This is a genomic window from Sphingomonas sp. (assembly GCF_019746015.1).
GTDB lineage: Bacteria > Pseudomonadota > Alphaproteobacteria > Sphingomonadales > Sphingomonadaceae > Sphingomonas.
Window position 1 is genome coordinate 18,262 of sequence record NZ_JAIESM010000056.1, and the last position, 21,560, is coordinate 39,821.

At 67.0% G+C, this 21,560-nt stretch carries 18 protein-coding genes; 9 read left to right on the plus strand and 9 right to left on the minus strand.

Going from position 1 to position 21,560, the window contains the following annotated elements:
* Positions 1–61: 61 nt before the first annotated feature.
* Positions 62–430, plus strand: a complete 369-nt coding sequence (locus K2Y03_RS08590; protein WP_294090032.1) for a DUF1232 domain-containing protein — start codon at positions 62–64, stop codon at positions 428–430.
* Positions 431–457: 27 nt separating this feature from the next.
* Here K2Y03_RS08590 and K2Y03_RS08595 read toward each other — a convergent pair whose 3' ends face one another.
* Entirely contained in the window at positions 458–1,675 is a 1,218-nt protein-coding gene (locus K2Y03_RS08595) for a polyhydroxyalkanoate depolymerase (RefSeq protein WP_294090034.1), read from the minus strand.
* A 152-nt stretch (positions 1,676–1,827) separates the two neighbouring features.
* On the opposite strand from K2Y03_RS08595, the gene K2Y03_RS08600 reads away from it, so the two are divergent.
* Entirely contained in the window at positions 1,828–3,624 is a 1,797-nt protein-coding gene (locus tag K2Y03_RS08600) for an ABC transporter transmembrane domain-containing protein (RefSeq protein WP_294090036.1), read from the plus strand.
* 29 nt (positions 3,625–3,653) lie between these two features.
* Entirely contained in the window at positions 3,654–4,826 is a 1,173-nt protein-coding gene (locus tag K2Y03_RS08605) for a saccharopine dehydrogenase NADP-binding domain-containing protein (protein WP_294090038.1), read from the plus strand.
* 95 nt (positions 4,827–4,921) lie between these two features.
* On the opposite strand, the gene K2Y03_RS08610 is transcribed toward K2Y03_RS08605, so the two are convergent.
* From K2Y03_RS08610 to K2Y03_RS08620, 3 genes are all read right to left on the minus strand, one after another.
* Entirely contained in the window at positions 4,922–5,323 is a 402-nt protein-coding gene (locus K2Y03_RS08610; protein ID WP_294090041.1) for a hypothetical protein, read from the minus strand.
* Positions 5,324–5,435: 112 nt separating this feature from the next.
* Positions 5,436–5,732, minus strand: a complete 297-nt coding sequence (locus K2Y03_RS08615) for a hypothetical protein (RefSeq protein ID WP_294090044.1) — start codon at positions 5,730–5,732, stop codon at positions 5,436–5,438.
* A 62-nt stretch (positions 5,733–5,794) separates the two neighbouring features.
* Positions 5,795–7,990, minus strand: coding sequence for a ribonuclease R family protein (locus K2Y03_RS08620; RefSeq protein ID WP_294090046.1), 2,196 nt, complete (start codon positions 7,988–7,990; stop codon positions 5,795–5,797).
* A gap of 94 nt (positions 7,991–8,084) precedes the next feature.
* Between K2Y03_RS08620 and glpD the strand changes: the two genes are divergently transcribed.
* From glpD to K2Y03_RS08635, 3 genes are read left to right on the plus strand one after another with little or no spacing between them, the layout of a single operon-like run.
* Positions 8,085–9,530, plus strand: a complete 1,446-nt coding sequence (gene glpD / locus K2Y03_RS08625; protein ID WP_294090047.1) for a glycerol-3-phosphate dehydrogenase — start codon at positions 8,085–8,087, stop codon at positions 9,528–9,530.
* Positions 9,527–10,336, plus strand: a complete 810-nt coding sequence (locus K2Y03_RS08630) for a rhodanese-related sulfurtransferase (RefSeq protein WP_294090048.1) — start codon at positions 9,527–9,529, stop codon at positions 10,334–10,336. Before glpD ends, K2Y03_RS08630 begins: the two co-directional genes overlap by 4 nt.
* 43 nt (positions 10,337–10,379) lie before the next feature.
* Positions 10,380–11,078 (plus strand): hypothetical protein, encoded by a 699-nt coding sequence (locus K2Y03_RS08635; RefSeq protein WP_294090049.1) that lies wholly within the window; start codon positions 10,380–10,382, stop codon positions 11,076–11,078.
* Positions 11,079–11,085: 7 nt separating this feature from the next.
* Here K2Y03_RS08635 and K2Y03_RS08640 read toward each other — a convergent pair whose 3' ends face one another.
* On the minus strand, positions 11,086–12,621 hold the full coding sequence (locus K2Y03_RS08640; RefSeq protein ID WP_294090050.1) for an aminoacyl--tRNA ligase-related protein: 1,536 nt from the start codon (positions 12,619–12,621) through the stop codon (positions 11,086–11,088).
* A 76-nt stretch (positions 12,622–12,697) separates the two neighbouring features.
* Between K2Y03_RS08640 and K2Y03_RS08645 the strand changes: the two genes are divergently transcribed.
* Positions 12,698–13,600 (plus strand): DMT family transporter, encoded by a 903-nt coding sequence (locus K2Y03_RS08645; RefSeq protein ID WP_294090052.1) that lies wholly within the window; start codon positions 12,698–12,700, stop codon positions 13,598–13,600.
* Positions 13,601–13,691: 91 nt separating this feature from the next.
* Here the strand turns inward: K2Y03_RS08645 and K2Y03_RS08650 are convergent, their stop codons facing one another.
* The 4 genes from K2Y03_RS08650 to K2Y03_RS08665 are packed head-to-tail and all read right to left on the minus strand — an operon-like array spanning position 13,692 to position 19,096.
* Positions 13,692–14,600: an alpha/beta hydrolase gene (locus tag K2Y03_RS08650; RefSeq protein WP_294090054.1), complete on the minus strand. Its 909-nt coding sequence runs from the start codon at positions 14,598–14,600 to the stop codon at positions 13,692–13,694.
* Positions 14,597–15,349 (minus strand): phytanoyl-CoA dioxygenase family protein, encoded by a 753-nt coding sequence (locus tag K2Y03_RS08655; protein WP_294090056.1) that lies wholly within the window; start codon positions 15,347–15,349, stop codon positions 14,597–14,599. Before K2Y03_RS08655 ends, K2Y03_RS08650 begins: the two co-directional genes overlap by 4 nt.
* The gene (locus tag K2Y03_RS08660; RefSeq protein WP_294090058.1) at positions 15,346–16,599 is read right to left on the minus strand and encodes a hypothetical protein; all 1,254 of its coding nucleotides are present in this window, start codon (positions 16,597–16,599) and stop codon (positions 15,346–15,348) included. Before K2Y03_RS08660 ends, K2Y03_RS08655 begins: the two co-directional genes overlap by 4 nt.
* Before the next feature lie 13 nt (positions 16,600–16,612).
* Positions 16,613–19,096: a TonB-dependent receptor gene (locus K2Y03_RS08665; RefSeq protein WP_294090059.1), complete on the minus strand. Its 2,484-nt coding sequence runs from the start codon at positions 19,094–19,096 to the stop codon at positions 16,613–16,615.
* Positions 19,097–19,311: 215 nt separating this feature from the next.
* On the opposite strand from K2Y03_RS08665, the gene K2Y03_RS08670 reads away from it, so the two are divergent.
* Together K2Y03_RS08670 and K2Y03_RS08675 are read left to right on the plus strand one after the other, a co-directional pair.
* Positions 19,312–20,229, plus strand: coding sequence for a LysR family transcriptional regulator (locus K2Y03_RS08670; RefSeq protein WP_294090061.1), 918 nt, complete (start codon positions 19,312–19,314; stop codon positions 20,227–20,229).
* A gap of 96 nt (positions 20,230–20,325) precedes the next feature.
* A partial coding sequence (locus K2Y03_RS08675; protein ID WP_294090063.1) for a glycerate kinase occupies positions 20,326–21,560 on the plus strand: 1,235 nt, incomplete at its 3' end.

Below are 21,560 nucleotides of genomic sequence, written 5' to 3' on the forward strand. Positions count from 1 at the left end.
CCCTTCCCGGCACCATCCCGCAGGGTTGCGGCGCGGCGGCATCTGCTGATACCGCGCAGGCGTGACCGCATCGCTTGTTCATCGCATCCGCGTGGAAGCGCACGCCGTTTGGCTGGCTGCGCGCGCGCCCTTCACGCCGCTGCCGGCGCGGCTGGTCGGGCTGCTGGTCGCCGCCTATGCGCTGTCGCCGATCGACCTGATTCCCGATTTCGTGCCGGTATTGGGGCTGCTCGACGACGCGCTGCTGGTGCCGGCGGGGGTGTGGCTGTTCGAGCGGATGGTGGGGGCGGAGCGCTTCGCCGCCTTCCGCGCCGAGGCCGAAGCCGCCAGCGCCACGCCGGTTTCCCGGCTGGGGGCGCTGATCGTCATCGCGCTCTGGGCGGCAATCGCCATCGCCGCCTGGACGACGGCCGTTTGGCTCTATGACTGAGCGGGGCCGGCGCCGGTAACCGCCGCCTCAATCGTGCGCGGCGATCCAGTCCTCGACCACCGGCGCTATCTTCGTGCGCCACTTGCTGCCGTTGAAAATGCCGTAATGCCCAGCCCCTTCGGCCATCAGATAGCGTTTGTGGCGGGCCGGCAGATGATGCGCCAGCGTCAGCGCCGCCTTGGTCTGCCCCAGCCCCGAAATATCGTCGCGCTCGCCCTCGATCGCGAGCAGCGCCACGTCGCGGATCGCGCCCGGATCGACCAGCCGGCCCCGGTGCGTCATCGTGCCATTGGGCAGCGCATGCTGCTGGAACACCAGATTGACCGTCTGCAGATAGAATTCGGCGGTCATGTCGCACACCGCGCGATATTCGTCGTAGAAATCCTTGGTCGCGTCGGCGCTTTCGTCATCGCCCTGGACGAGATGTTTGAACATCTCCCAGTGCGACATCATGTGGTTGCCAAGGTTCATCGACATGAAGCCGGCAAGCTGCAGGAAGCCGGGGTAAACCTTTCGCCCGGCGCCCGGATAGGTCATCGGCACGGTCGCGATCACATTCTGCTCGAACCAGGCATGCGGGCGCTGGGTGGCCAGCGTGTTGACCGCAGTCGGCGCCTCGCGCGTGTCAATCGGCCCGCCCATCATGGTGAGCGTCTTCGGGCGGCAGGGATGATCGTCCGCGCTCATCACGCAGGCGGCGGCATAGCAGGGCACCGAGGGCTGGCACACCGCCAGCATGTGCGCGCCCGGGCCGATCACTTCCAGAAACTCGATCAGATAGTCGATATAATCGTCCAGATCGAAGCGCCCCTCGTCGAGCGGCACCAGCTTCGCGTCGCGCCAGTCGGTGATGTAGACGTCGGCAAAGGGCAGCAGCCGCTCCACCGTGCCGCGCAGCAGCGTGGCATAATGGCCCGACATCGGCGCGACGATCAGCAGGCGCGGGCCGCCGGTCACCCCTTCGCGCGCGAACCGCTTCAGCTGGCCGAACGGGCGGCGCAGCACCACCTGTTCGGAGACGATCACCGGCTTGCCGTCGATTTCCGTCGATTCAAGCCCGAAGTTCGGCTTGCCACGCGGCGCGGCGGCATGGGCGAACACCTCAAGCGCAGAGGCGAGCACCGGGCCGCCGCCGAAATAAGCGAGCGGATTGGCAGGATTTTGCAGGAAACCTGCGCCGAAATTGGCCATCGCGCTGGCCCCCGCCAGCATCGACCGCTGCAATTCATAGGCGTCGTAAAGCATGAAAATCCTTATGCCATATTAGGCGTTACCGCCCCCTGAACGGCGCCCGACATAACAGGATGACAGCGCGATACAATGAGGGTTGCGGCAAACGGAACGTGCCGGCTTACCCGTTGAGGGTGCCGCCCCCGCCTGCTAGGCTGCTGGTTCCTATGACGCAAATCCCGGCCGACGCGCCCCCCGCCCCCCCTGCCCCTGCCAAGAAGCGGCTTTCGAGCCTGGCGATCGTGTGGCGTCAGGTGCTGCGCTATCCGGCGCAGCTGGCCTGTGCGGCGACCGCGCTGGTCATCACCTCGGCCGCGACAATTGCCATTCCCTATGGCTTCAAGCGCGTGATCGACCGGGGCTTTGGCGGCGCCGGCGGCACCGGGGCGGTCGCCACGTCGTTCCATTATCTGCTGATGATCGTCGCGGTGCTGGCGGTGGGCACGGCGGTGCGCTTCTATTTCGTGTCGTGGCTGGGCGAGCGGGTGGTGGCCGATATCCGCGCGCGGGTGCACCGCCACCTGATGACCATGGCGCCGCGCTTCTTTGAGGAGAACCGCCCGTCCGAAATCGCCTCGCGCCTGACCAGCGACACCGCGCTCATCGAGCAGGTGGTCGGCACCACCGTGTCGGTGGCGTTGCGCAATGCGTTCACCGGCATTGGCGGCATGATCTATCTGTTCGCCATCTCGCCCAAGCTGGCCGGCATGCTGATGCTGGGCATTCCGGTCATCATCATGCCGATCGTGCTGCTGGGGCGGCGGGTGCGCAACATCTCGCGCACCTCGCAGGACCGGGTTGCCGATGTGGGGGCGATGGCGGTCGAAACGCTGTCGGCCATGAAGATCGTCCAGGCGTTCGGCCAGGAAAAGCGCGAAAGCGCCCGGTTCGAAGGGGCGGTGGCGGCCACCTTTGCGGCTGCGCGCCGGCGCATCCTGCTGCGCGCGGTGATGACGGCGATCGTCATCGGCCTGATCTTCGGCGCGATCACGCTGGTGCTGTGGGAAGGCGCGGTCGACGTGGCGGCCGGGCGCCTCTCAGGCGGGTCGATCGCGGCGTTCGTGCTGACGGGCGGCATCGTCGCCGGGGCGTTCGGCGCGCTGACCGAGGTTTATGGCGACCTGCTGCGCGGCGCGGGCGCGGCCGGGCGGCTGAACGAGCTGCTGGCCGAGCAGAGCGACATCCGCCCGCCCGCCAATCCGGTGCCGCTGCCCGAGCCGGCACGCGGCGCGATTGCCTTTGACCGGGTCAGCTTCCGCTATCCGACCCGGCCCGAGCTGGCCGCGCTCAACGATTTCACCCTGTCGGTGTCGCCCGGGGAAACGGTGGCCGTGGTCGGCCCCTCGGGCGCGGGCAAGTCGACGCTGTTCCAGCTGCTCCAGCGTTTCTATGACCCGAGCGAGGGCCGCGTGCTGATCGACGGCGTCGCCCTGCCCGAGGCGGACCCGGCCGCGATCCGCGCGCGCATTGCGATGGTGCCGCAGGAAACGGTGATCTTCGGCGCGTCGGCCCGCGACAATCTGCGCTATGGCCGGTGGGACGCGAGCGACGATGCGCTCTGGGCTGCGGCCGAGGCCGCCAATGCCGCCGAATTCCTGCGCAAGCTGCCCGAAGGGCTCGACACCTTCCTGGGCGAGGGCGGCGCACGGCTTTCGGGCGGGCAGCGCCAGCGCGTGGCGATTGCCCGCGCGCTGCTGCGTGATGCGCCGATCCTGCTGCTCGACGAGGCGACCAGCGCGCTCGACGCCGAGAGCGAGCGGCTGGTGCAGGAAGCGCTCGAACGGCTCATGGTGGGGCGCACCACGCTGGTGATCGCGCACCGGCTGGCCACCGTGCGCGCGGCGGCACGGATCATCGTGATGGATGAAGGGCGCATCGTCGAAAGCGGCTCGCACCAGGCACTGATCGGCCAGAACGGCCTTTACGCACGGCTGGCGAGCCTGCAATTCAGCGAGGCCGCCTGATCGCGGCGCGCCGGGGAGAGGGCAAGAGCATGACCACACGCGAATTCGACATCATCGTCTATGGCGCAACCGGCTTCACCGGGCGGCTGGTGGCCGAATATCTGGCCCAGGCCTATGCCGGCCAGGAACGCCCGCGCTGGGCGATGGCGGGGCGGTCGCTGACCAAGCTGCAGGAAGTGCGCGACCTGATCGGCGCGCCCGCCGACACCCCGCTCGTCACCGCCAATGCCGACGATCCGGCGAGCCTTGCCGCCATGTGCAACCGCACCGCCGTGGTGCTGACCACGGTTGGCCCCTATCAGCTTTATGGCAGCGATCTGGTCGCCGCCTGTGTCGAGACCGGCACCGCCTATGTCGACCTGTGCGGCGAGCCGGGCTGGATGCGCGAGATGATCGACAAGCATCACGCCCGCGCGCAGCAGACCGGCGCGCGGATCGTGTTTTCGTGCGGGTTCGATTCGATTCCGTTCGATCTGGGCGTCTTCACGCTGCAGGAAGCGGCGCGGGCGCGCTTTGGCCGCACCTGCCCGCGCGTGAAGGGGCGCGTGCGGGTGATGAAGGGCGGTTTTTCGGGCGGCACGGCGGCCAGCCTGAAGGCCACGCTGGCCGCCGCCGCGCGCAATCCTTCACTGATCGCGCTGCTGACCAACCCGTTCGCGCTGGCGCCCGGCTTTCAGGGGCCCAGCCAGCCCGCCGGGCTGCTCCCCGAATATGACCGCACGATCGAGGCCTGGTGCGCCCCCTTCATCATGGCGCCGATCAACACCAAGAATGTGCACCGCACCAACTTCCTGCTCGGCCATGCTTATGGGGCCGATTTCGTCTATGAGGAAATGATGGTCGCCGGGCTGGGCGAGATGGGCAAGGCGGCCGCCGAAGCGCTCGCCAAGATGAACCCGCTCGCCGGCGACAAGGGGCCGAAGCCCGGCGAAGGCCCGTCGAAGGAAGAACGCGATGCGGGCCATTACGACATTCTGTTCGTGGGCGAAATGCCCGGCGGCGAGCGGATCGACGCGGTGGTGACCGGCGACCGCGACCCCGGCTATGGCTCGACCAGCAAGATGATCGCGGAAGCCGCGCTGTGCCTGGTGGAGGATGTGCCCGACGCGGCCGGCGGCGTGTGGACCCCGGGCGCGATCATGGCCGCCCCCTTGCGCCAGCGCCTGATCGACAAGGCCGGGCTGACCTTTACGGCGGGGTGAGGCGCGCGAGTGGAGGAATTTGGGTCGTGCAGTCGTGCACGACCGCTTTCGGCATGACGGCTGAACGGCGGAGAAGCGGTGGGTAGCGGTCGTTCCTAATCGGACAGCTTCAACGGGCCTTCGAATTGCGGCAAGCGATGCCAGTCAAAGGAGTTTTGGTCCCGACCCCATGCTTCGATCACGCTTATCGGAATTGCGCCCATGGTTTCGCCGGCGCAGCGTGAACCATCAGGAGTCGTGTGCCTCGGAGGATCGTCATAGTTAAACTCGTCCGACAAGATCTGGTCGAACATTGATCCCTCGGCAAAGAGGTTTGGCTCCACACCTATCTTGAACTCCGTTGCACAATCCTGACACCGGACAAGCGCAAGCGCAGCCTCAGGCAGGCCAACTGATAGAGCATTTGGCGAGAACGGCTTGTAACGCGGCACGCCATTGAACCACCAAAGTGGTGGGTCAGGTATGCGGTCGAGAATATCGCTGTAATCGGGCTGCATTTCGTGATTTTGAAGCGGGATGGGAATGTGTGGAAGTGGGGCGAAAGCCCCCAGGCGGCTTCAAGACTTTACGGCCGTAGATCGCCATCGTGGCGTCCAAGCCCCGCCCCACTCACGCCAGCAGCGCCACCGCCGCAGCGCCGGCGGCAGCCAGCGCGCCCATGAACAGGCCGACGCGGCGGCGGCGGGTCTTGGCATAGGCATCCCAGGCCGGCACATCGAGATAGAAGCGGTCGTCGCCCACCGGCACCAGCACCTTGGCCTCCACGAACCGGTCGAGCATCCGCCGCTCGACCAGGCGGTTGCTGACAAAGGCAACCGCGCGGTCGGCGCTGACCGCGTTCTGCGTCATGAAGAAGGAAATCACCTTGTGGCGCGCACGGGCAACAACGGCGGCAGCTCCGGCCATGACGACCTCCCTTCACTGGCTCATGTCACGCTTTTGATGGCAGAAATGGTGCGCGCGGGCAATCAGCGGCGCTGATGGCGGATATTCGCCCGGCGGCCGCGCCGCTTCAGCACGCGCGTGCGCGGCGGCGGGCGCCCCTCGACCAGTTCGAAGCGCAGCGCGCCCGAAATCGGGTTGGCCTCCACCAGCCGCAACTCCAGCGTCATGCCGCCGCGATAGACGGTGCCGGTTTCCTCGCCCACCAGCGCGCGCGCGGTCTCGTCATGGCGGAAATATTCGCGGCCCAGATCGCGCGCCGGCACCAGCCCGTCACCGCCCACGCCCTCCACCGTTGCGAAGAAGCCGAAGCTCTGCACCCCGGTGATGCGCGCCTGCACCACCTGCCCCACCCGCTCGGCCAGATAGGCGGCGACATAGCGGTCGATGGTGTCGCGTTCGGCCTCCATCGCGCGGCGTTCGAGCATCGAGATGCTCTCGCCGATCCGCTCCATCTGCGCGGCATCCTCCGCCGGCAGCGCCCCCGGCCCCAGCGCATAGGCGCCGACCAGCGCACGGTGGACGAGGAGATCGGCATAGCGGCGGATGGGCGAGGTGAAATGCGCGTAACTGCCCAGCGCCAGCCCGAAATGGCCGGTATTGGCGGGCGCGTAATAGGCCTGGGTCTGGCTGCGCAGCACCTGCTCCATGATTTCGGGGCGGGCGTCGCTCTCTGCCACCTTGTCGAGTATCGCGTTGAAGGTCGCCGGGCGGATCACTTGGCCCAGCGCGAAATCGAGCCCGTGGGTTTTCAGATACTCCTTCAGCGCGACCAGCTTCTCGCGCGCGGGCGGCTCGTGATCGCGGTACATCACTGGCGCCTTCTTCGCCTCCAGCGCCTTCGCGGCGGCGACATTGGCCGCGATCATGAAATCCTCGATCAGCCGGTGCGCGTCGAGCCGCTCGCGCGGGGCGACCGACAGCAGCCGGCCCTTCTCGTCGAGCATCACCCGCCGTTCGGGCAGGTCCAGATTGAGCGGCGCGCGCTTGCGCCGCGCGGTGTCGAGCGCGCGCCAGGACGCCCAGAGCGGCTTCAGCGCATCTTCCACCAGATCGGGCGGCACCGCGTCGGCGGCGCCATCGATCGCGGCCTGCGCGGCTTCATAGGCAATGTTGGCGCGGATGCGCACCACCGCGCGGGTGAAGCGCCACGCCTTGATCGCGCCCGCCTTGCCGATGCGCAGATGGCAGGCCAGCGCCGCGCGATCTTCCCCGGCCTTCAGCGAGCAGATATCGGCCGACAGCGTCTCCGGCAGCATCGGCACCACGCGATCGGGGAAATAGACGCTGTTGCCGCGCCGTCGCGCATCACGGTCCAGCGCGCCGCCGGGGCGGACATAGAAGCTGACATCGGCAATCGCGACCACCGCCTGCCAGCCGCCGGCATTGTCTTCGGCATCATCGGGCGCGGCCCAGACGGCATCGTCATGGTCGCGCGCATCCTCCGGATCGATCGCGACGATGGGCAAATGGCGCAGATCCTCGCGCCCGTCGCCCAGCGGCTGGCGGGCGACACGTTCGGCCTCTTCCAGCGCTTCCTCGGCAAAGTCGACCGGCAGCCCCAGCTTGTGGATCGCGATCATCGAGAAGCTGCGCGGCGCGAACGGATCGCCCAGCCGCTCGGTCACCCGCGCGGTGAGGCGCGGCGGCCGCCCGGTCTTTTCCGCCAGCACCAGGTCGCCGGGCGCGGCGCCGCCCGCGTCCGACACCGGAAAGTCGCGCCGCTCCTTCTTCTCCACGCCCTGCAGCCACAGCAGATTCCCTTCGGCATGGAGCACGCCCAGCATCAGTTCCGATCCGCGCGCCAGCTTCTTCATCGGGTGCGCGATCCAGCCCGTGCCCAGCTGTTCGGTGCGGGCGAGGATCCGGTCGCCAAGGCCCAGGGCGCCGCGCCCGCGTTCCTTCACGCGCAGGCGGGGCGGCGGGGCGTCTGCCTCCCACCGTTCGGGCACGGCCCAGGCGGCGCCATCGTCGCCCACATCGGCAACCCGCAGCACCGTCACCTTGGGCAGGCCGCCCATCTGGTGAAAGGCGCGGCCCGGCGAATGATCGATCAGCCCTTCATCCGCCATGTCCTTCAGCAGGGCTTTCAGCGCGATCTTCTCCGCGCCTGACAGGCCAAAGGCGCGGGCAATCTCGCGCTTGCCGACGGCAGTGTCGGCGCTGGCGATGAAATCGAGGATTTGCTGCTTGCCGGGCAGGCCGTGGCGGGGTTTCGTCATAACCCTTCATAGGCGCAATCGGCGCCCGGCCCAAATGCGCGCGGGCATGATTTTGGGCGTGGACCGGGCGGCTGCGCGATTCTATCGGACAGCGGTGACATATGACCTGCTCATCATCGGTGGCGGCATCAACGGCACGGCGATTGCGCGCGAGGCGGCGCTGCTGGGGCTGACGGTGATGCTCGTCGAGCGCGACGATCTGGCCAGCCATACCTCCTCCGCCTCGACCAAGCTGATCCATGGCGGGCTGCGCTATCTGGAATATTATGAGTTCAAGCTGGTCGCCGAGGCATTGCGCGAGCGTGAGCGGCTGGTGAAGGCGGCGCCACACATCATCCACCCGATGCAGTTCGTACTGCCGCATGACGGGTTGCGGCCGTGGTGGATGCTGCGCGCCGGGCTGGTGCTGTACGACATGCTGGGCGGCAGGATGTCGCTGCCGCGATCGCGCGGGCTGCGGCGCGGCGACGTGGCGATGCGCGCGCCGCTGAAAAGCACCCGCCGCGGCTTTGTCTATTCGGACGCCTGGGTCGATGATTCGCGGCTGACCCTGCTCAACGCGCTCGATGCAGCAGCGAACGGCGCCGAGATCGCCACCGGCACCGCGCTGGTTTCCGCCCGACGTGAGGGGGCGCTGTGGCAGGCGAGCCTGTCCGACGGGCAACAGGTGGCGGCGCGCGCGCTGGTCAACGCGGCCGGGCCATGGGTGGCGCAGATGCTGGGGCGGCTCGGCGTCAATGCCCGCTCGGGCGTGCGGCTGATCAAGGGCAGCCATATCGTTGTGCCGCGGCTGTTCGACGGCGACCATGCCTATATCCTGCAGCAGCCCGACCGCCGCATCGTCTTCGCCATTCCCTATGAGCGCGACTTTACCGAGATCGGCACCACCGACGTGCCGGTCGACGCGCCCGAGGATGCGCGGATCGACCACGACGAGATCGCCTATCTGTGCGCGGCGGTGAACCGCCATTTCACCCGCCAGACCGCACCCGCCGATGTGGTGAGCAGCTGGTCCGGCGTGCGCCCGCTTTATGACGATGGCGCGAGCGAAGCCCGGCAGGTGACGCGCGATTATGTGCTGGAGCTGGACACGCTGGGGCCGGCGCTGCTGTCGGTGTTCGGCGGCAAGATCACCACTGCCCGCCACCTGGCGGAAGAGGCGCTGGGCAAGCTTGCCCGGCCGCTTGGTTTTGCGGCGCGGCCGGTGACGCGGAGCCGCCCCTTCCCCGGCGGCGACATCGGCGATTTCGCCGCCTTCCTGGCCGATGTGCGGGCGCGCTGGCCGTTTCTGGGCGCGGCGCGCAGCGAGCGGATGGCGCGCGCCTATGGCACCATGCTGCACGAAATGCTGCGCAGCATAGACAGTGCCGAGGCGCTGGGCCGCGACTTCGGCGCCGGCTTTACCGAGGTCGAGGCGCGCTGGATGCAGACCCGCGAATGGGCACGCTCGCCCGAGGATGCGCTGATGCGGCGCAGCAAGATCGGCCTGAAGCTGACCGAGGCCGAGCGCGCCGCCTTTGCCACCTGGTGGGCCGCGTGATCAGCGTTGCCGCGCTCTATCGCTTCACCCGGCTCGATGCGCCTGAGGCACTGGTCGAGCCGCTGCGGGCATGTGCGGCAACGCACGGCGTGAAGGGCACGCTGCTGCTGGCGGACGAAGGCGTGAACGGCACCATCGCCGGGCCGCGCGCGGGGGTGGAGGCCGTGCTCGACCGGCTGCGCGCGCTGGTCGCGCCCGATCTCGACGTGAAATTCTCCACCGCCGACGCGATGCCTTTTGCGCGACTGAAGGTGCGCGTGAAGCCTGAGATCGTGACGATGGGTGTCGCGGTCGACGCGGCCGGCGGCGCCGGCACCCATGTCGCGCCGGCCGAGTGGAACGCGCTGATCGACGACCCCGAAACGCTGCTGATCGACACGCGCAATAGCTATGAAGTGGCAATCGGCAGCTTTGCCGGCGCGGTTGACCCGGGCACCGCCTGTTTCCGCGATTTTCCCGCCTGGTTCGAGGCCGAGGGCAAGGCGCTGATGGCGGGCAAGCGGCGCGTGGCGATGTTCTGCACCGGCGGCATACGCTGCGAAAAGGCAACCGCCCTTGTGCGCAGCATGGGGGTTGATGCGGTCTATCACCTGAAGGGCGGCATTCTTCGCTATCTGGAAGAAGTGTCCGCCGCCGACAGCCGCAGGCAGGGTGACTGCTTCGTGTTCGACGAGCGCGTGGCGGTGGCCGAGGGGCTCGCGCCGGGCCGCCACACGATGTGCCGCGCGTGCGGCCGACCCGCGGCCATCGGTGCGGCGTGCCCGAACTGCGCCGGATCAACCGCCGACGCCGCCGGTTACGGGTGACTACTTATTGGTAATCGGCAATGCTGCGGGCACAATGGCGCGCATGGATTGGCGTCGCTCCATCATTGGCTGGGTGCTGCTGTGCGCGGGCGCAGAGATGCTGGGCATCGCGCTGGCGGCCGGCTGGTGGCTGGCGGCCGATTCGCTCAATCCCGAACCCCGGACCTTCATCGCGCGGCTGGCGATGCTCGAACTGAAAGGGCTCGCCGGGCTGGTGGAGGGGTTGGTGCTGGGCAGCATTCAGGCCTGGTGGCTGAAGGCGCGCTATCCCACGCTGCCCGCGACCCTGTGGGTGCTGCTGACAACGGCGCTTGCGGTGATCGGCTGGGGCCTGGGCTCTTCCTTTGCGATTTTTTCAACGACCGGCGCGGCTCCCCCGCCCCCTGCCGCCGCGCTGGCTCCGCCGATGGTGGCGCTGCTTGCCGCCACCATCGGCGCCCCCCTTGGCGCGCTGTTCGGCGCTGCCCAATGGCTGGCGCTGCGCCAGGGCGCACGGCGCGCGCATCTGTGGATTGGCGCCAATGCGATTGGCTGGGCGCTGGCCTTGCCGTGCGTCTATCTGGCCGCGTCGATCGACGCCGGCAGCCCGGGCGCCACCGCGCTGCTGGCGCTCGCCGGCGGTTGCGCGGCCGGACTGGTGCTGGGCGTTGCCACCGGTCAGGCGTTCGCGCTGATGCCGGCAATCGGCCGCAGCCGCCCGGCGGCACGCAGCGAGAGCAGTCGGGCCGCGCTCAGCGCCTGATCGCCCCTCAATAAGCGCGGCCGACCAGCACCCGCTCAACAGCCGGCGCCCCGGTGAACAGGCACGCCCCCGTCGCCGGCGCCGCATCCTGCGGCACGTTGCGCAGCGTCAGCTTCAGCGCCTTCAGCCGCTCAACCACCGCATCGAGCGCGGCCCCTGTCGGGCGGGACCAGTTGACCTCCAGCCAGCCGGGCCTGGTCTCGCTTTCCGCGAAATAGGCCTCGAACGTCGCCAGATCGGTCACGTCGCGGCGGATATTGGCATCGAGCCGGGCCTTGGCTTGCGCAAACAGCGCCGCCTGGATCTCGGCGAGCATGTCGCCTGCCTGCGCCAGCAGCTCGTCACGGGCGATCGCCGCGCTGTCGAGCTTGCCGTCCGCGCGATAAAGCCGGTCGCGGCGGATGACGCTGACCGCGCCTGCCGCCATGTCGCGCCCGCCAACCTCGATCACCAGCGGCGCGCCTTTCTTCACCCAGCCCCAGCGCTTGGTCGCGGCCTTCACCGGCTTCAGGTCGAGCAGGCAGCGCACCGGCTCGCCCAGCGCCGTCTGCGCCGCCAGCGCCGCCTGGATCGCCTGGCAATAGTCGATCAGCGCTGCATCCTCGGGCGCGTCGCGCAGCATCGGCACGATCACGATCTGCCACGGCGCCACGCGCGGCGGCACGCGCAGGCCGTCATCATCGCCATGCACCATGATCAGCCCGCCGATCATCCGGGTGGAAACGCCCCAGCTGGTGGTGTTGGCCAGCTCGAACTGCCCCTCGCTGTTCTGAAAGCGGATATTCTGGGCCTTGGCGAAATTGGTGCCCAGAAAATGGCTGGTGCCCGCCTGCAGCGCCTTGCCATCCTGCATCATCGCTTCGATCGAATAGGTGGCCACCGCGCCGGGGAAGCGCTCATTCTCGGGCTTTTCGCCCGCCACCACCGGCAGCGCGACGCACGCCTCGGCAAAGTCGCGATACACCTCCAGCATCTTCAGCGTTTCGACGCGCGCCTCCTCGGCGCTGGCATGCGCGGTATGCCCTTCCTGCCACAGGAATTCGGCAGTGCGCAGGAACATGCGCGTGCGCATTTCCCAGCGCACCACATTGGCCCATTGGTTGATCAGCACCGGCAGGTCCCGCCAGCTCTGCACCCAGCGGGCAAAGGCGGTGCCGATCACCGTTTCGGAAGTGGGGCGCACCACCAGCGGCTCTTCCAGCTTCGCCTCGGGATCGGGGATCAGCCCGCCCTTGCCGTCCGCGATCAGCCGGTGATGGGTGACGACCGCCATTTCCTTGGCAAAGCCGTCGACATGCTCGGCCTCCTTTTCGAAATAGGAGAGCGGAATGAACAGCGGGAAATAGCAATTCTCATGCCCCGTCGCCTTGATCCGGTCGTCGAGCAGGCGCTGCATCCGCTCCCAGATGCCATAGCCCCAGGGGCGGATGACCATGCAGCCGCGCACGCCCGATTCCTCGGCGAGGTCGGCCTCGGCAATGACGGTTTGATACCAGGCGGCGAAATCCTGCGCGCGGGTGACGGAAAGGGCATGCTTGATCATGCCGCCCGCTTATCGCCATTGCGCGCCCGCGTCACGGGGTTGTGAGCAGCCGCCACTTGCCCCATGAGCGGCACGGATGAACGACCCCGCCAAAGACCGTGTGCTGCTGGCCATCGGGCTGCGCCTTGCTGCGGTGCTGGTGTTTGCGGTGATGAACGCGGTGATCAAGCTGGCCGAGGCGGGCGGCGCGCATCTGGCCGAGACGATCTTCTTCCGCCAGAGCTTTGCGCTGGTGCCGGTCACGCTGTGGATCGCAGCCGGGCCGGGGCTGGCCACCATCCGCACGCAGCGGATCGGCGCGCATCTGCTGCGCACGGCGATGGGGCTGGTGTCGATGTGCTTCGTCTTTTCCACCATCCTGCTGCTGCCGCTCGCCGAATCGACGACGTTGCAGTTCACCCTGCCGATCTGGGCGACGATCCTGGGCGCGCTGGTGCTGCGCGAGCAGGTCGGCTGGCACCGCTGGGCGGCGGTGATCGCGGGCTTTGTGGGGGTGCTCATCATCACCCGGCCGGGCGGCGCGATGGTGCCGCTGGGCGTGTTCACCGGCCTGATGGGGGCGCTGCTGTCGGCCAGCGTCTCGATCCTGCTGCGCCAGATCGGCAAGACCGAAGGCGCGGCGACCACCGTGTTCTGGTTTTCGGCGCTGTCGGTGCCGCCGACCGGCATTGCCTTCCTGTTCTGGATGGAGCCGCACCCCTGGTCGACCTGGGGCTGGCTGATGCTGGTCGGGCTGTGCGGTGGTGTGGCGCAACTGTTCATGACCGCCTCGCTGAAGCTGGCGCCCGTGTCGCTGGTGGTGCCGATGGACTATACCGGGCTGATCTGGGCGACATTGCTGGGGTTCGTGCTGTTCGGCGTGCTGCCCGGCTGGGCGACCTGGGCCGGCGCCCCCTTCGTCATCGGCTCGGGCCTCTACATCGTCTGGCGCGAACGGGTGCGCGCGCGGGCGAATACCCAGAAGATGTTGGCGCCTTAATCACCGGCATCCGGTTGCGCCCGCGTGAGCAAGGGCGGCGCCGTGGGGTGCGTGCCGCCTGTCGCGGCGGCAATGCCGCTGCCCGGCGCGGTCAGACGCCCAGCATCCGCTTCAATGCGTTTCGAGCGTCATGCCTTGCGGAGGCCGCAACTGCGGCATCAGGCGCAAAGTCAAAGCCGTGAAACGCGCCCGGATAGACGCGCAGCTCGGTTGGCACGCCAGCGGCGATCAGGCGGCGCGCATAGTCGATATCTTCGACGGCAAACAAATCCAGTGCGCCGGTTGCGATGAAGGCGGGGGGAAGACCGGTCAGGTCCGCAGCGCGGCAAGGCGCGGCATAGGCGTCGGCCGCCTGCCCGCCGAGCAGCGCGTGCCAGGCAAAGCGGTTGTCGGCCGCCGTCCACATGAACTCGCCGGCGAACGGCAACGGCCCTGCCTCGCCGGTTTGATCGTCGAGCATCGGGTAGGTCAGATGCTGGAAAGCCAGTGGATATTCCCCCCGGTCGCGCGCGAGCAGCGCCAGCGCGGCCGCCAGTCCGCCACCTGCACTTTCGCCCATCACGCCGATGCGCCTGTCATCGACGCAAAGGCGCCCGGCATTGGCAAACAGCCAGGCAAGGCCGGCATAACAATCCTCCACCGGGATGGGGTGGCAGTGTTCGGGCGCGAGCCGGTAATCGACCGAGACGATTGCGCAACCCAGTGCACGCGCAAGCGGGCGATGGCGAAATTCTACGCTTGCCGCGCTGCCGGTGACATAGCCGCCACCATGGATGTGATAAATGCAGCTGCGGGCGGCACGGGGCTCTGCGGGCAGATAGACGTGAAGAAGAATGTCGCCATGCCGCACCTGTTCGAGCGTGACGCCCGACGGATCGAAGCTGGGCACCGGGAACTGGCGGGCACGCAGCAGCGGCAGCGTCGTTTCGTCGAGAGGCATTGCCGGATAGGCGTCCAGCATCGCCAGCAATTGCGGATCGACCAGATGGCGCGAGCTCACGCCGCCCCCTCCCACGCAAAGCGGAAACCCTGCACGCCGGGATCGATGCCCGCGATCATCATGCCCTGCCCGCGAGAGGCGTGACCCTGATTGAGCTGCTGGTCGGCAGGATCGCGCAGCTGCACAAGCAGGGTCGTGCGCGCTTCGCTGGCGGTGTTCACGCCCGATCCGTGAACCAGCAGATAGTGAAAGAACAGCGCATCACCGGCACGAGCCGGAATTGGCGTGGCTCCCTGTGCGGGAAAGCGCGCGGGATCGACATGATGATCGCTGCCATAAGCGGCAAGCGGACCGAGCTTGTGGCTGCCGGGATAAGCGGTGACGCAGCCTTTTTCCACCGGCGCATCGTCGAAGAACAGAATGACCGCGATCATCGAATGGTCGCGGTGGGGGAAGTATGGATAATCCTGATGCATGGGAAAAGGTGAGCCACGCTCGGGCGGCTTGATGAACATCTTGGTATGGTGCAGCTGGACATTGGGACCGATGATGGCTTGCGCCACGCCGGTCAGCCGCGGGTCGACCAGCAGGCGCGTGAAGGCGGCCGACTTGAATTGAACGTCGTGGGAATGCGCCAGTCGGGTATCGCCCGCCACGCTCGCCCATGTGGCATTGGTCAACCCTTGCCGCGCATCGAGCGCGTGGACTTCGGCGCGATAGCGCGCCGCTTCTTCCAGGCTCAGCAGGCCGGGGATCAGGATATAGCCCTGCTCGTCATAGGCCCGGCGCTGGTCGGTCGACAGCGTCATCCCCAGGCCAGCGCGATGGCGGCGGTCCACGAAAAATCGTCTCCGCCGGACGCCGCCCCGTCGACGGGGCTATAGGCTTCCATGAAGCCCGTGCGGGTGATCAGCTCAAGCGTGTCGGCACGCAATCTCGCCGCCCAGCGGTCATGCCCCGCTTCGGCCAGGCCGGTGCCGATCATCCAGTTGACCACCGCCCACACCGGACCACGCCAATAGCGCACCATCTGAAAGCCCGGATCTTCAGGATCAAGGCTGGGCATCAGAAAACGGACCCGGGCGCCGATCCGCTCTATATGTGCCAGGGTAGCGGCATCCTTCGCCGGATCGCGGAGACCCGCGTAAAAACTCAGGAATGAGGCGCTGGTGATAAAGCCGGAATGCGCCCCCGTGATGATATCGCGCGAGTTCCAGCATCGCTTGTCCGGGTTCCACAGCCATCCGATGCCTGCCTCCGCCCGCGCGATCAGCACCCGCAACTCATCGGCCGCCGCTGGCTGATCGAGCAACTCGGCAAGCGCAAGCAAGTCGCGGTGCGCGCGCAACAGGATCATAGACATGCCGATATCGGCCACCCGGAACGGGCTTTCGCGGGCAATGCGGGCATGGTCCCATCCGGTCGCACGGCCGAACTGAACCAGCGCCAGATAGCGGTCATATTCCAGCTTGGTCGGCCGCATCTTGTGATCGAGATGACCGGTGTCGCGGCGCGTATAATCGCCCACGCTGGAGATATCGATCGGTTCGCCCGGCGCATCCCATTCGGGAGCATTGTCGCGGCCTGTTTCCCACGGGTGCACCGTTATCACCACGCCGCGCCCATCGGGGTCGCGAACGTCACGAAACCAGCGATGATAGGCCATCAGCCGAGGAAACAGCGCCGCCAGCCGCGCGCGAAATTGCGGTGTCGGCGCACGCTCCCACAGCTGCCGGGCCGCTGTCGCCGCAACCGGCGGCTGGGTGATGCCCGACGTGCGCGGGCTGGTGCCCGACGCCCAGACGTCCGGCCCCGGAAAATAACCATCGTCGTCGCGCCAGAAGACGATATGGGGCACGAAGCCATCCGCCCATTGCGCGGCGAACAGCGTTTCCAGCTCGGTCCAGGCGCGATCGACGTCATAGGCGGCAAAGCCCATTGCCACAAAGGCGGAGTCCCAGTTCCACTGAAATGGATAGACCGTGCCGTTGGGCACGGTGTATCCGCCGCGATCATTGGCCGCGAGGATGGCGCGCGCCGCGGTTCGCAGATCGGCCATCGCCATCGCTCCGTCAGAAGTTGAACGTCACCCGGCCCATGATCCGCCGCGGCAGCACTGGCCGTCCGACGAAAAAGGCGCCGCCTGCCGCCTGGGCATTATCCTGCCGCGGCGATCCTTCCGTCGCGGCAGCCGTGTTGAACACGTTGAACACGTTCACACTCAGGCGAAGCCCCTTGCCGATACCGCGGATCCGATAGCCGGCATCGAAGTTGGCGATGTTCCAGCCCTGCAGCCGGATGAGATTGTTGGCCGCCGTAAAATTATCCGCAGTGTAGTTGGTGAAGAACGAAACGTCGATGGTGCGGTCATCATAGTAGAGGCCGGCATTATACAGAAACTGCGCCTGGCGCTCGATATCGTTGCCGACAAAGGCCGGGTTCGCCGTCGGCACGCCGCCCGCCAGGGTCTGGAACTGCGTATACCAGGCACGCTGGATGGTCAGGTTGCCGCGGAACCACAGATGCTGCACCAGCTTCAGATCAAGCGTCGTTTCGATGCCGTAGGAGCGCGTGGCGACAAGATTGACCCGCTCGATAAAGCCGCCCGGGTTGGCGGGGTCGTTGACGAAGACCACCTGCCGGCGGTTGGAAAGGTCGGTGAAGAAAGCGGCGGCAGTGAACTGGAACACGCGCTTGTCCACCTTGATGCCGAACTGCGCCTGCTTGATGATTTCCGGCTGGAAGCTCTGTGCGCGGTTATTGCCATCGAACGCGATCGAACGCAGTTCGGGGAAGAAATAGCCGCGCGACAAGTTGGCATAGATGCTGACGTCGTTGTTCACCTTGTAAAGCGCGCCGATTGCGCCAGCCCATGCACTGGCGGAAACATTGGCAGTGCGGGCGAACGTGCCGTTCCCCCAGTTGACCGTGCGCAGCGCGGTGGACAGGTTGGGCGTGGTCGCGTCGGTCACCACATTGGCGGTGCCTTCCTGCTGGAAGAAGCCGCGCAACTGTTCGACACGGAAGCCGATGTCGAATTTGAACCGTCCGGCGTCGATCTGGTCGGCAAAATAGCCGGCCACGCGCTCGGCGCGGACATAACGGTTCAGATAGCTGATGCCGGCACGCAGCAGGCCGTTGCGCGAAATGACCGTGGTTGCATTGGTGACCGGATTGACCACGGTCAGGTTCACCAGCCGCGGTGTGTTGTTGAACTCGGCCAGGAAGCTCGTGGTGGTGTTGAAGTCCGTCGCCGCCCCGTTGGAATAGAAGCCGCCAAGGGTGAAGTTGTGCTTGGCGCCGATGAAGTCGGCTTCCTTGGTCAGGTTCAGCTCGGCCGTGGTGTCGTGCATCGGCCGCAGCCGGTCGGTGTAGCGATTGGCAAACAGCAGCGCATTGACCGGCACCGCGCCGCCGCCCACATAGGTGAAGGTTGCATTGGCAAGGCCGATGCCCACCAGTTGCGGTATCACACTGCCGCGTCCGGCGGCGGGATTCTGGCTGTTGGCTAGAAAGCTGCCCAGCGTTTCGGGCACATTGGTGATGCCGTCACCATCAGCCCAGATGCCGAATTTATGTTGATATTCTGAGTATTTGACACGGCCGTTTACACCCCAGCCGCCGCCGAAATTCTTCTGGAACGCCAGTGCTACCTGGCCGCCCCGGGTGCTGACGCCCTGGTTGATCGAGCTGTTCCACACGCCGCCACCGGGGGTGTTGAAGGTCAGCGAGGGGCCCCAGTTGTTCTGCACCGAATTGACCAGCTGGCCGTCATTGCCGGGCAGTCGGCCCCGTGTGGTGCCGTCCAGCGGAATCGGCAGATAGAACTGGACCTGGTCGTTGATATACTGGCCGTACAGCGTGACCGAGCCGCTGCCGTCTGGAAACTTATACTGAAGGTTCGCGCGGATCTGGCCGCCATTGCTGTTCAGATTGGTCCGGATCGGCCCCTCGTCGTAGCGGTAGTAACCCGATGCCGCGAAATAGAGATTGCCGCCCAACGGCCCCTGGATCGCCGCATCACCGCGCACGCGGCCACGTTCTCCCACCTCGATCTGCGCGGTGCCGCCCAACTGATCGGTGCCGGTCTTGGTGATGAAATTGATGAGACCGGCGACCGAACCGGGGCCAAAAAGGTTCGACACGCCACCGCGCACAAATTCGAGGCGATCGATGCCCAGATCGTTGCGATAATAGACGTCGAACGCTGAAGAATTGAGGCCGAACGTCGAAAGCACCGGAATGCCGTCATACATCAGCGGGGTGAACTGATACTGGCCACCGGACGGCAAGCCGCGGACAAAAACATTGGCGGCCACTTCACCACCGCCGCCATCGGCCTTGATCGTCGGGATCGAGTTCAGGATGTCGGCCTGACCCGACGCCTGCAGGCGGACCAGCGATTCCGAGCCGACCTGGGTGACGGCAAGTGGCGTATCGAGCGCGATGCGCTTTGCGCTGGTGCCGGTAACCACAACCTCGGGCGCGTCTTCGGCCGTTGCGTCCTGCGCGTCGGGTTCGGGCTTGGCCTGCGCCCAGGCGTTGCTCGTCGACAACGCGCAGATGGCCACACCCGCGCAGAACCAGCGACGATTGCGATTCGATGTGCGAGACATCTCCATATCCCCCCCGTTATGCTGCAGGCATTCCCGTTCAGCAGATTGTGGCGGTCAGGGTGCGACGATCGGACTTGCGCGAGAAGCCCTTGCGGGTGCAACAAACTGTTGCGCAAATTGCAACAGGAGCGCGTGTGCTCGATCTCGGTGATCTGATGGTGTTTGTTCGCGTCGTCGAGACCGAGAGTCTGACCAAGGCCGCCGCGCTGCTCGGCGTGCCGAAGTCCACCGTCAGCCGGCGCGTATCGCGGCTTGAGGAGCATCTGGCTGTCCAGTTGCTCCACCGCTCGACGCGCGCCGTCACCGTTACGCAGGATGGCGCGCTCTTCTTTGAATATTGCCTGCGTTCGATCGGGGTGCTGCGCGATGGCGAACGTGCGTTGCAGAGCCGGCAGGATCATCCGCAGGGCGTGGTCCGCATCGCCATACCCTATGTACTGGGCCAAAGCCTTATCGGGCCGCTGCTGGCGCGGTTTCTGGAACGCTATCCCGAAGTGCGGCTGGTCAGCGTGCTGAGCGACGACGCGATCGGCCTGCTGCGTGGCGGCTTCGATGTGGCGCTGGCGGTGGGGCCGCTTGCCGATTCGGGGCTGATCGCGGTCAAGCTGGGCTCAACGGAATGCGGCGTGTTCGCCGCGCCCGGCTATTTCGAGCGCAAGGGCGCGCCGCAGAGCCATGTCGAACTGACGCGCTTTGACCTGTTGGCCAGTGGCACCACCGATCGCCGCCACCGCTGGACGCTGCATAACCGCGAACAGGAAGTGGCGGTCGATTTCGCGCCCAAACTTGTCGCCAACGACCTCATCCTGCTGCGCCATGCCGCGCTCAGCGAGCTCGGCATCGCCAGCCTGCCGGCGTTCCTGTGCAAGCATGACCTTGCCGCAGGGCGCCTGGTCGACGTGCTGCCGGGGTGGCAGACGCCGGACCTCAGCTTCTTCGCCGTCTTCGCCGACCCCAAGGGCGTGCCGGTTCGGGTGCGCAGCCTGATCGATTTCCTGGTCGAAGCGCTGCGATCGACTCTGTCATGGGATGTCGGCGTTGCTGATGATGCAACACAGCGTTCCCAGAATTGATGCTTGGCAGGCGCGTGGCGGCGAGCCAGCCTTTGCCGCGAAGCCGCCGCAGCGCGGCCCTGGGAGGGCAGACACATCACCATCATCGTGCCTGACGTGACCAGCCGCGCCGCCTTGCGCGACCTGTTCAACCATGCGGTTGGCGCCGTCACGCCCGATGCGGCGATGCCACCGCGCCTGCCGCTGTCGCAGACCGGTCGAACGGCCGTCATTGCCATCGGCAAGGCGGCCGCGGAAATGATGCGGGTCGCGCAGAAGCGCGCGCCGGCGCCGCTGGCGGGGCTGGTCGTCACGCGCTACGGGCATTTGCCCCCTGGCGGCGCGACCTGGCCGGGGGTGGAGGTGATCGAGGCCGGCCATCCGTTCCCGGACGAAAACAGCGTGCGTGCCGCCGATCGCGCACTTGAAATCGCGCGCGATCTGGAGGCAGGCGACAGGTTGCTCGTGCTGCTGTCGGGGGGCGGATCGGCCGTGCTGTCGGCGCCCGCGCCTGGCGTGACGCTGGCCGACAAGCAGACGATCACACGCGCGTTGTTGACCAGCGGCGCGACCATCGCCGAGATCAACTGCGTGCGCAAACACCTGTCGCGGATCAAGGGCGGGCGGCTGGCGGTGGCGGCCGGGGCGGCACAGGTAACCACCTGGATCATTTCCGACATCCCCGGAGATGATCCGTCGTTCGTGTCGTCGGGGCCGACCGTTGCCGATGCCACCACGCTCGCTGAAGCGCGCGACATCCTTGCCCGCTACGGCATCGCGACGCCCTCAACGATAGCCGCCGCCCTGGCCGACCCGACCAACGAAACGCCAGACGCCGATGCGCTGGGCCTGGCCGGCTGCGAAACGGTGATCATCGCCAGTGCGCGCGACGCGCTGGCCGCAGCGGCAATGGCGGCGCAGGCACGGGGATGCGACGTCACCAATCTGGGCGACCAGCTTCAGGCAGAGGCAAAGCATCTGGGCGCCAGCCACGCCGCGCTTGCTCGGCGCCTGTCCAATGACGGCCGGCGGCGGCTGATCGTGTCGGGCGGGGAAACCACGGTGACCGTTACCAATCCCAAGGGGCGCGGCGGGCGCAACCTGGAGTATCTGCTGGGCATGGCAATCGCGCTGGACGGGGCGCCAGGCGTCAGCGCGATTGCCTGCGACACCGACGGGATCGACGGCACCGAGGATGCAGCCGGCGCCATGGTCTTGCCGGATACGCTGGTGCGCGCGCGACAACTGGGGCTGGATGCCGCCGCCTATCTGGCGCGCAACGACGCCTATCTTTTCTTCGAACGGCTGGGCGACCTTGTCGTCACCGGGCCGACGCTCACCAACGTCAACGA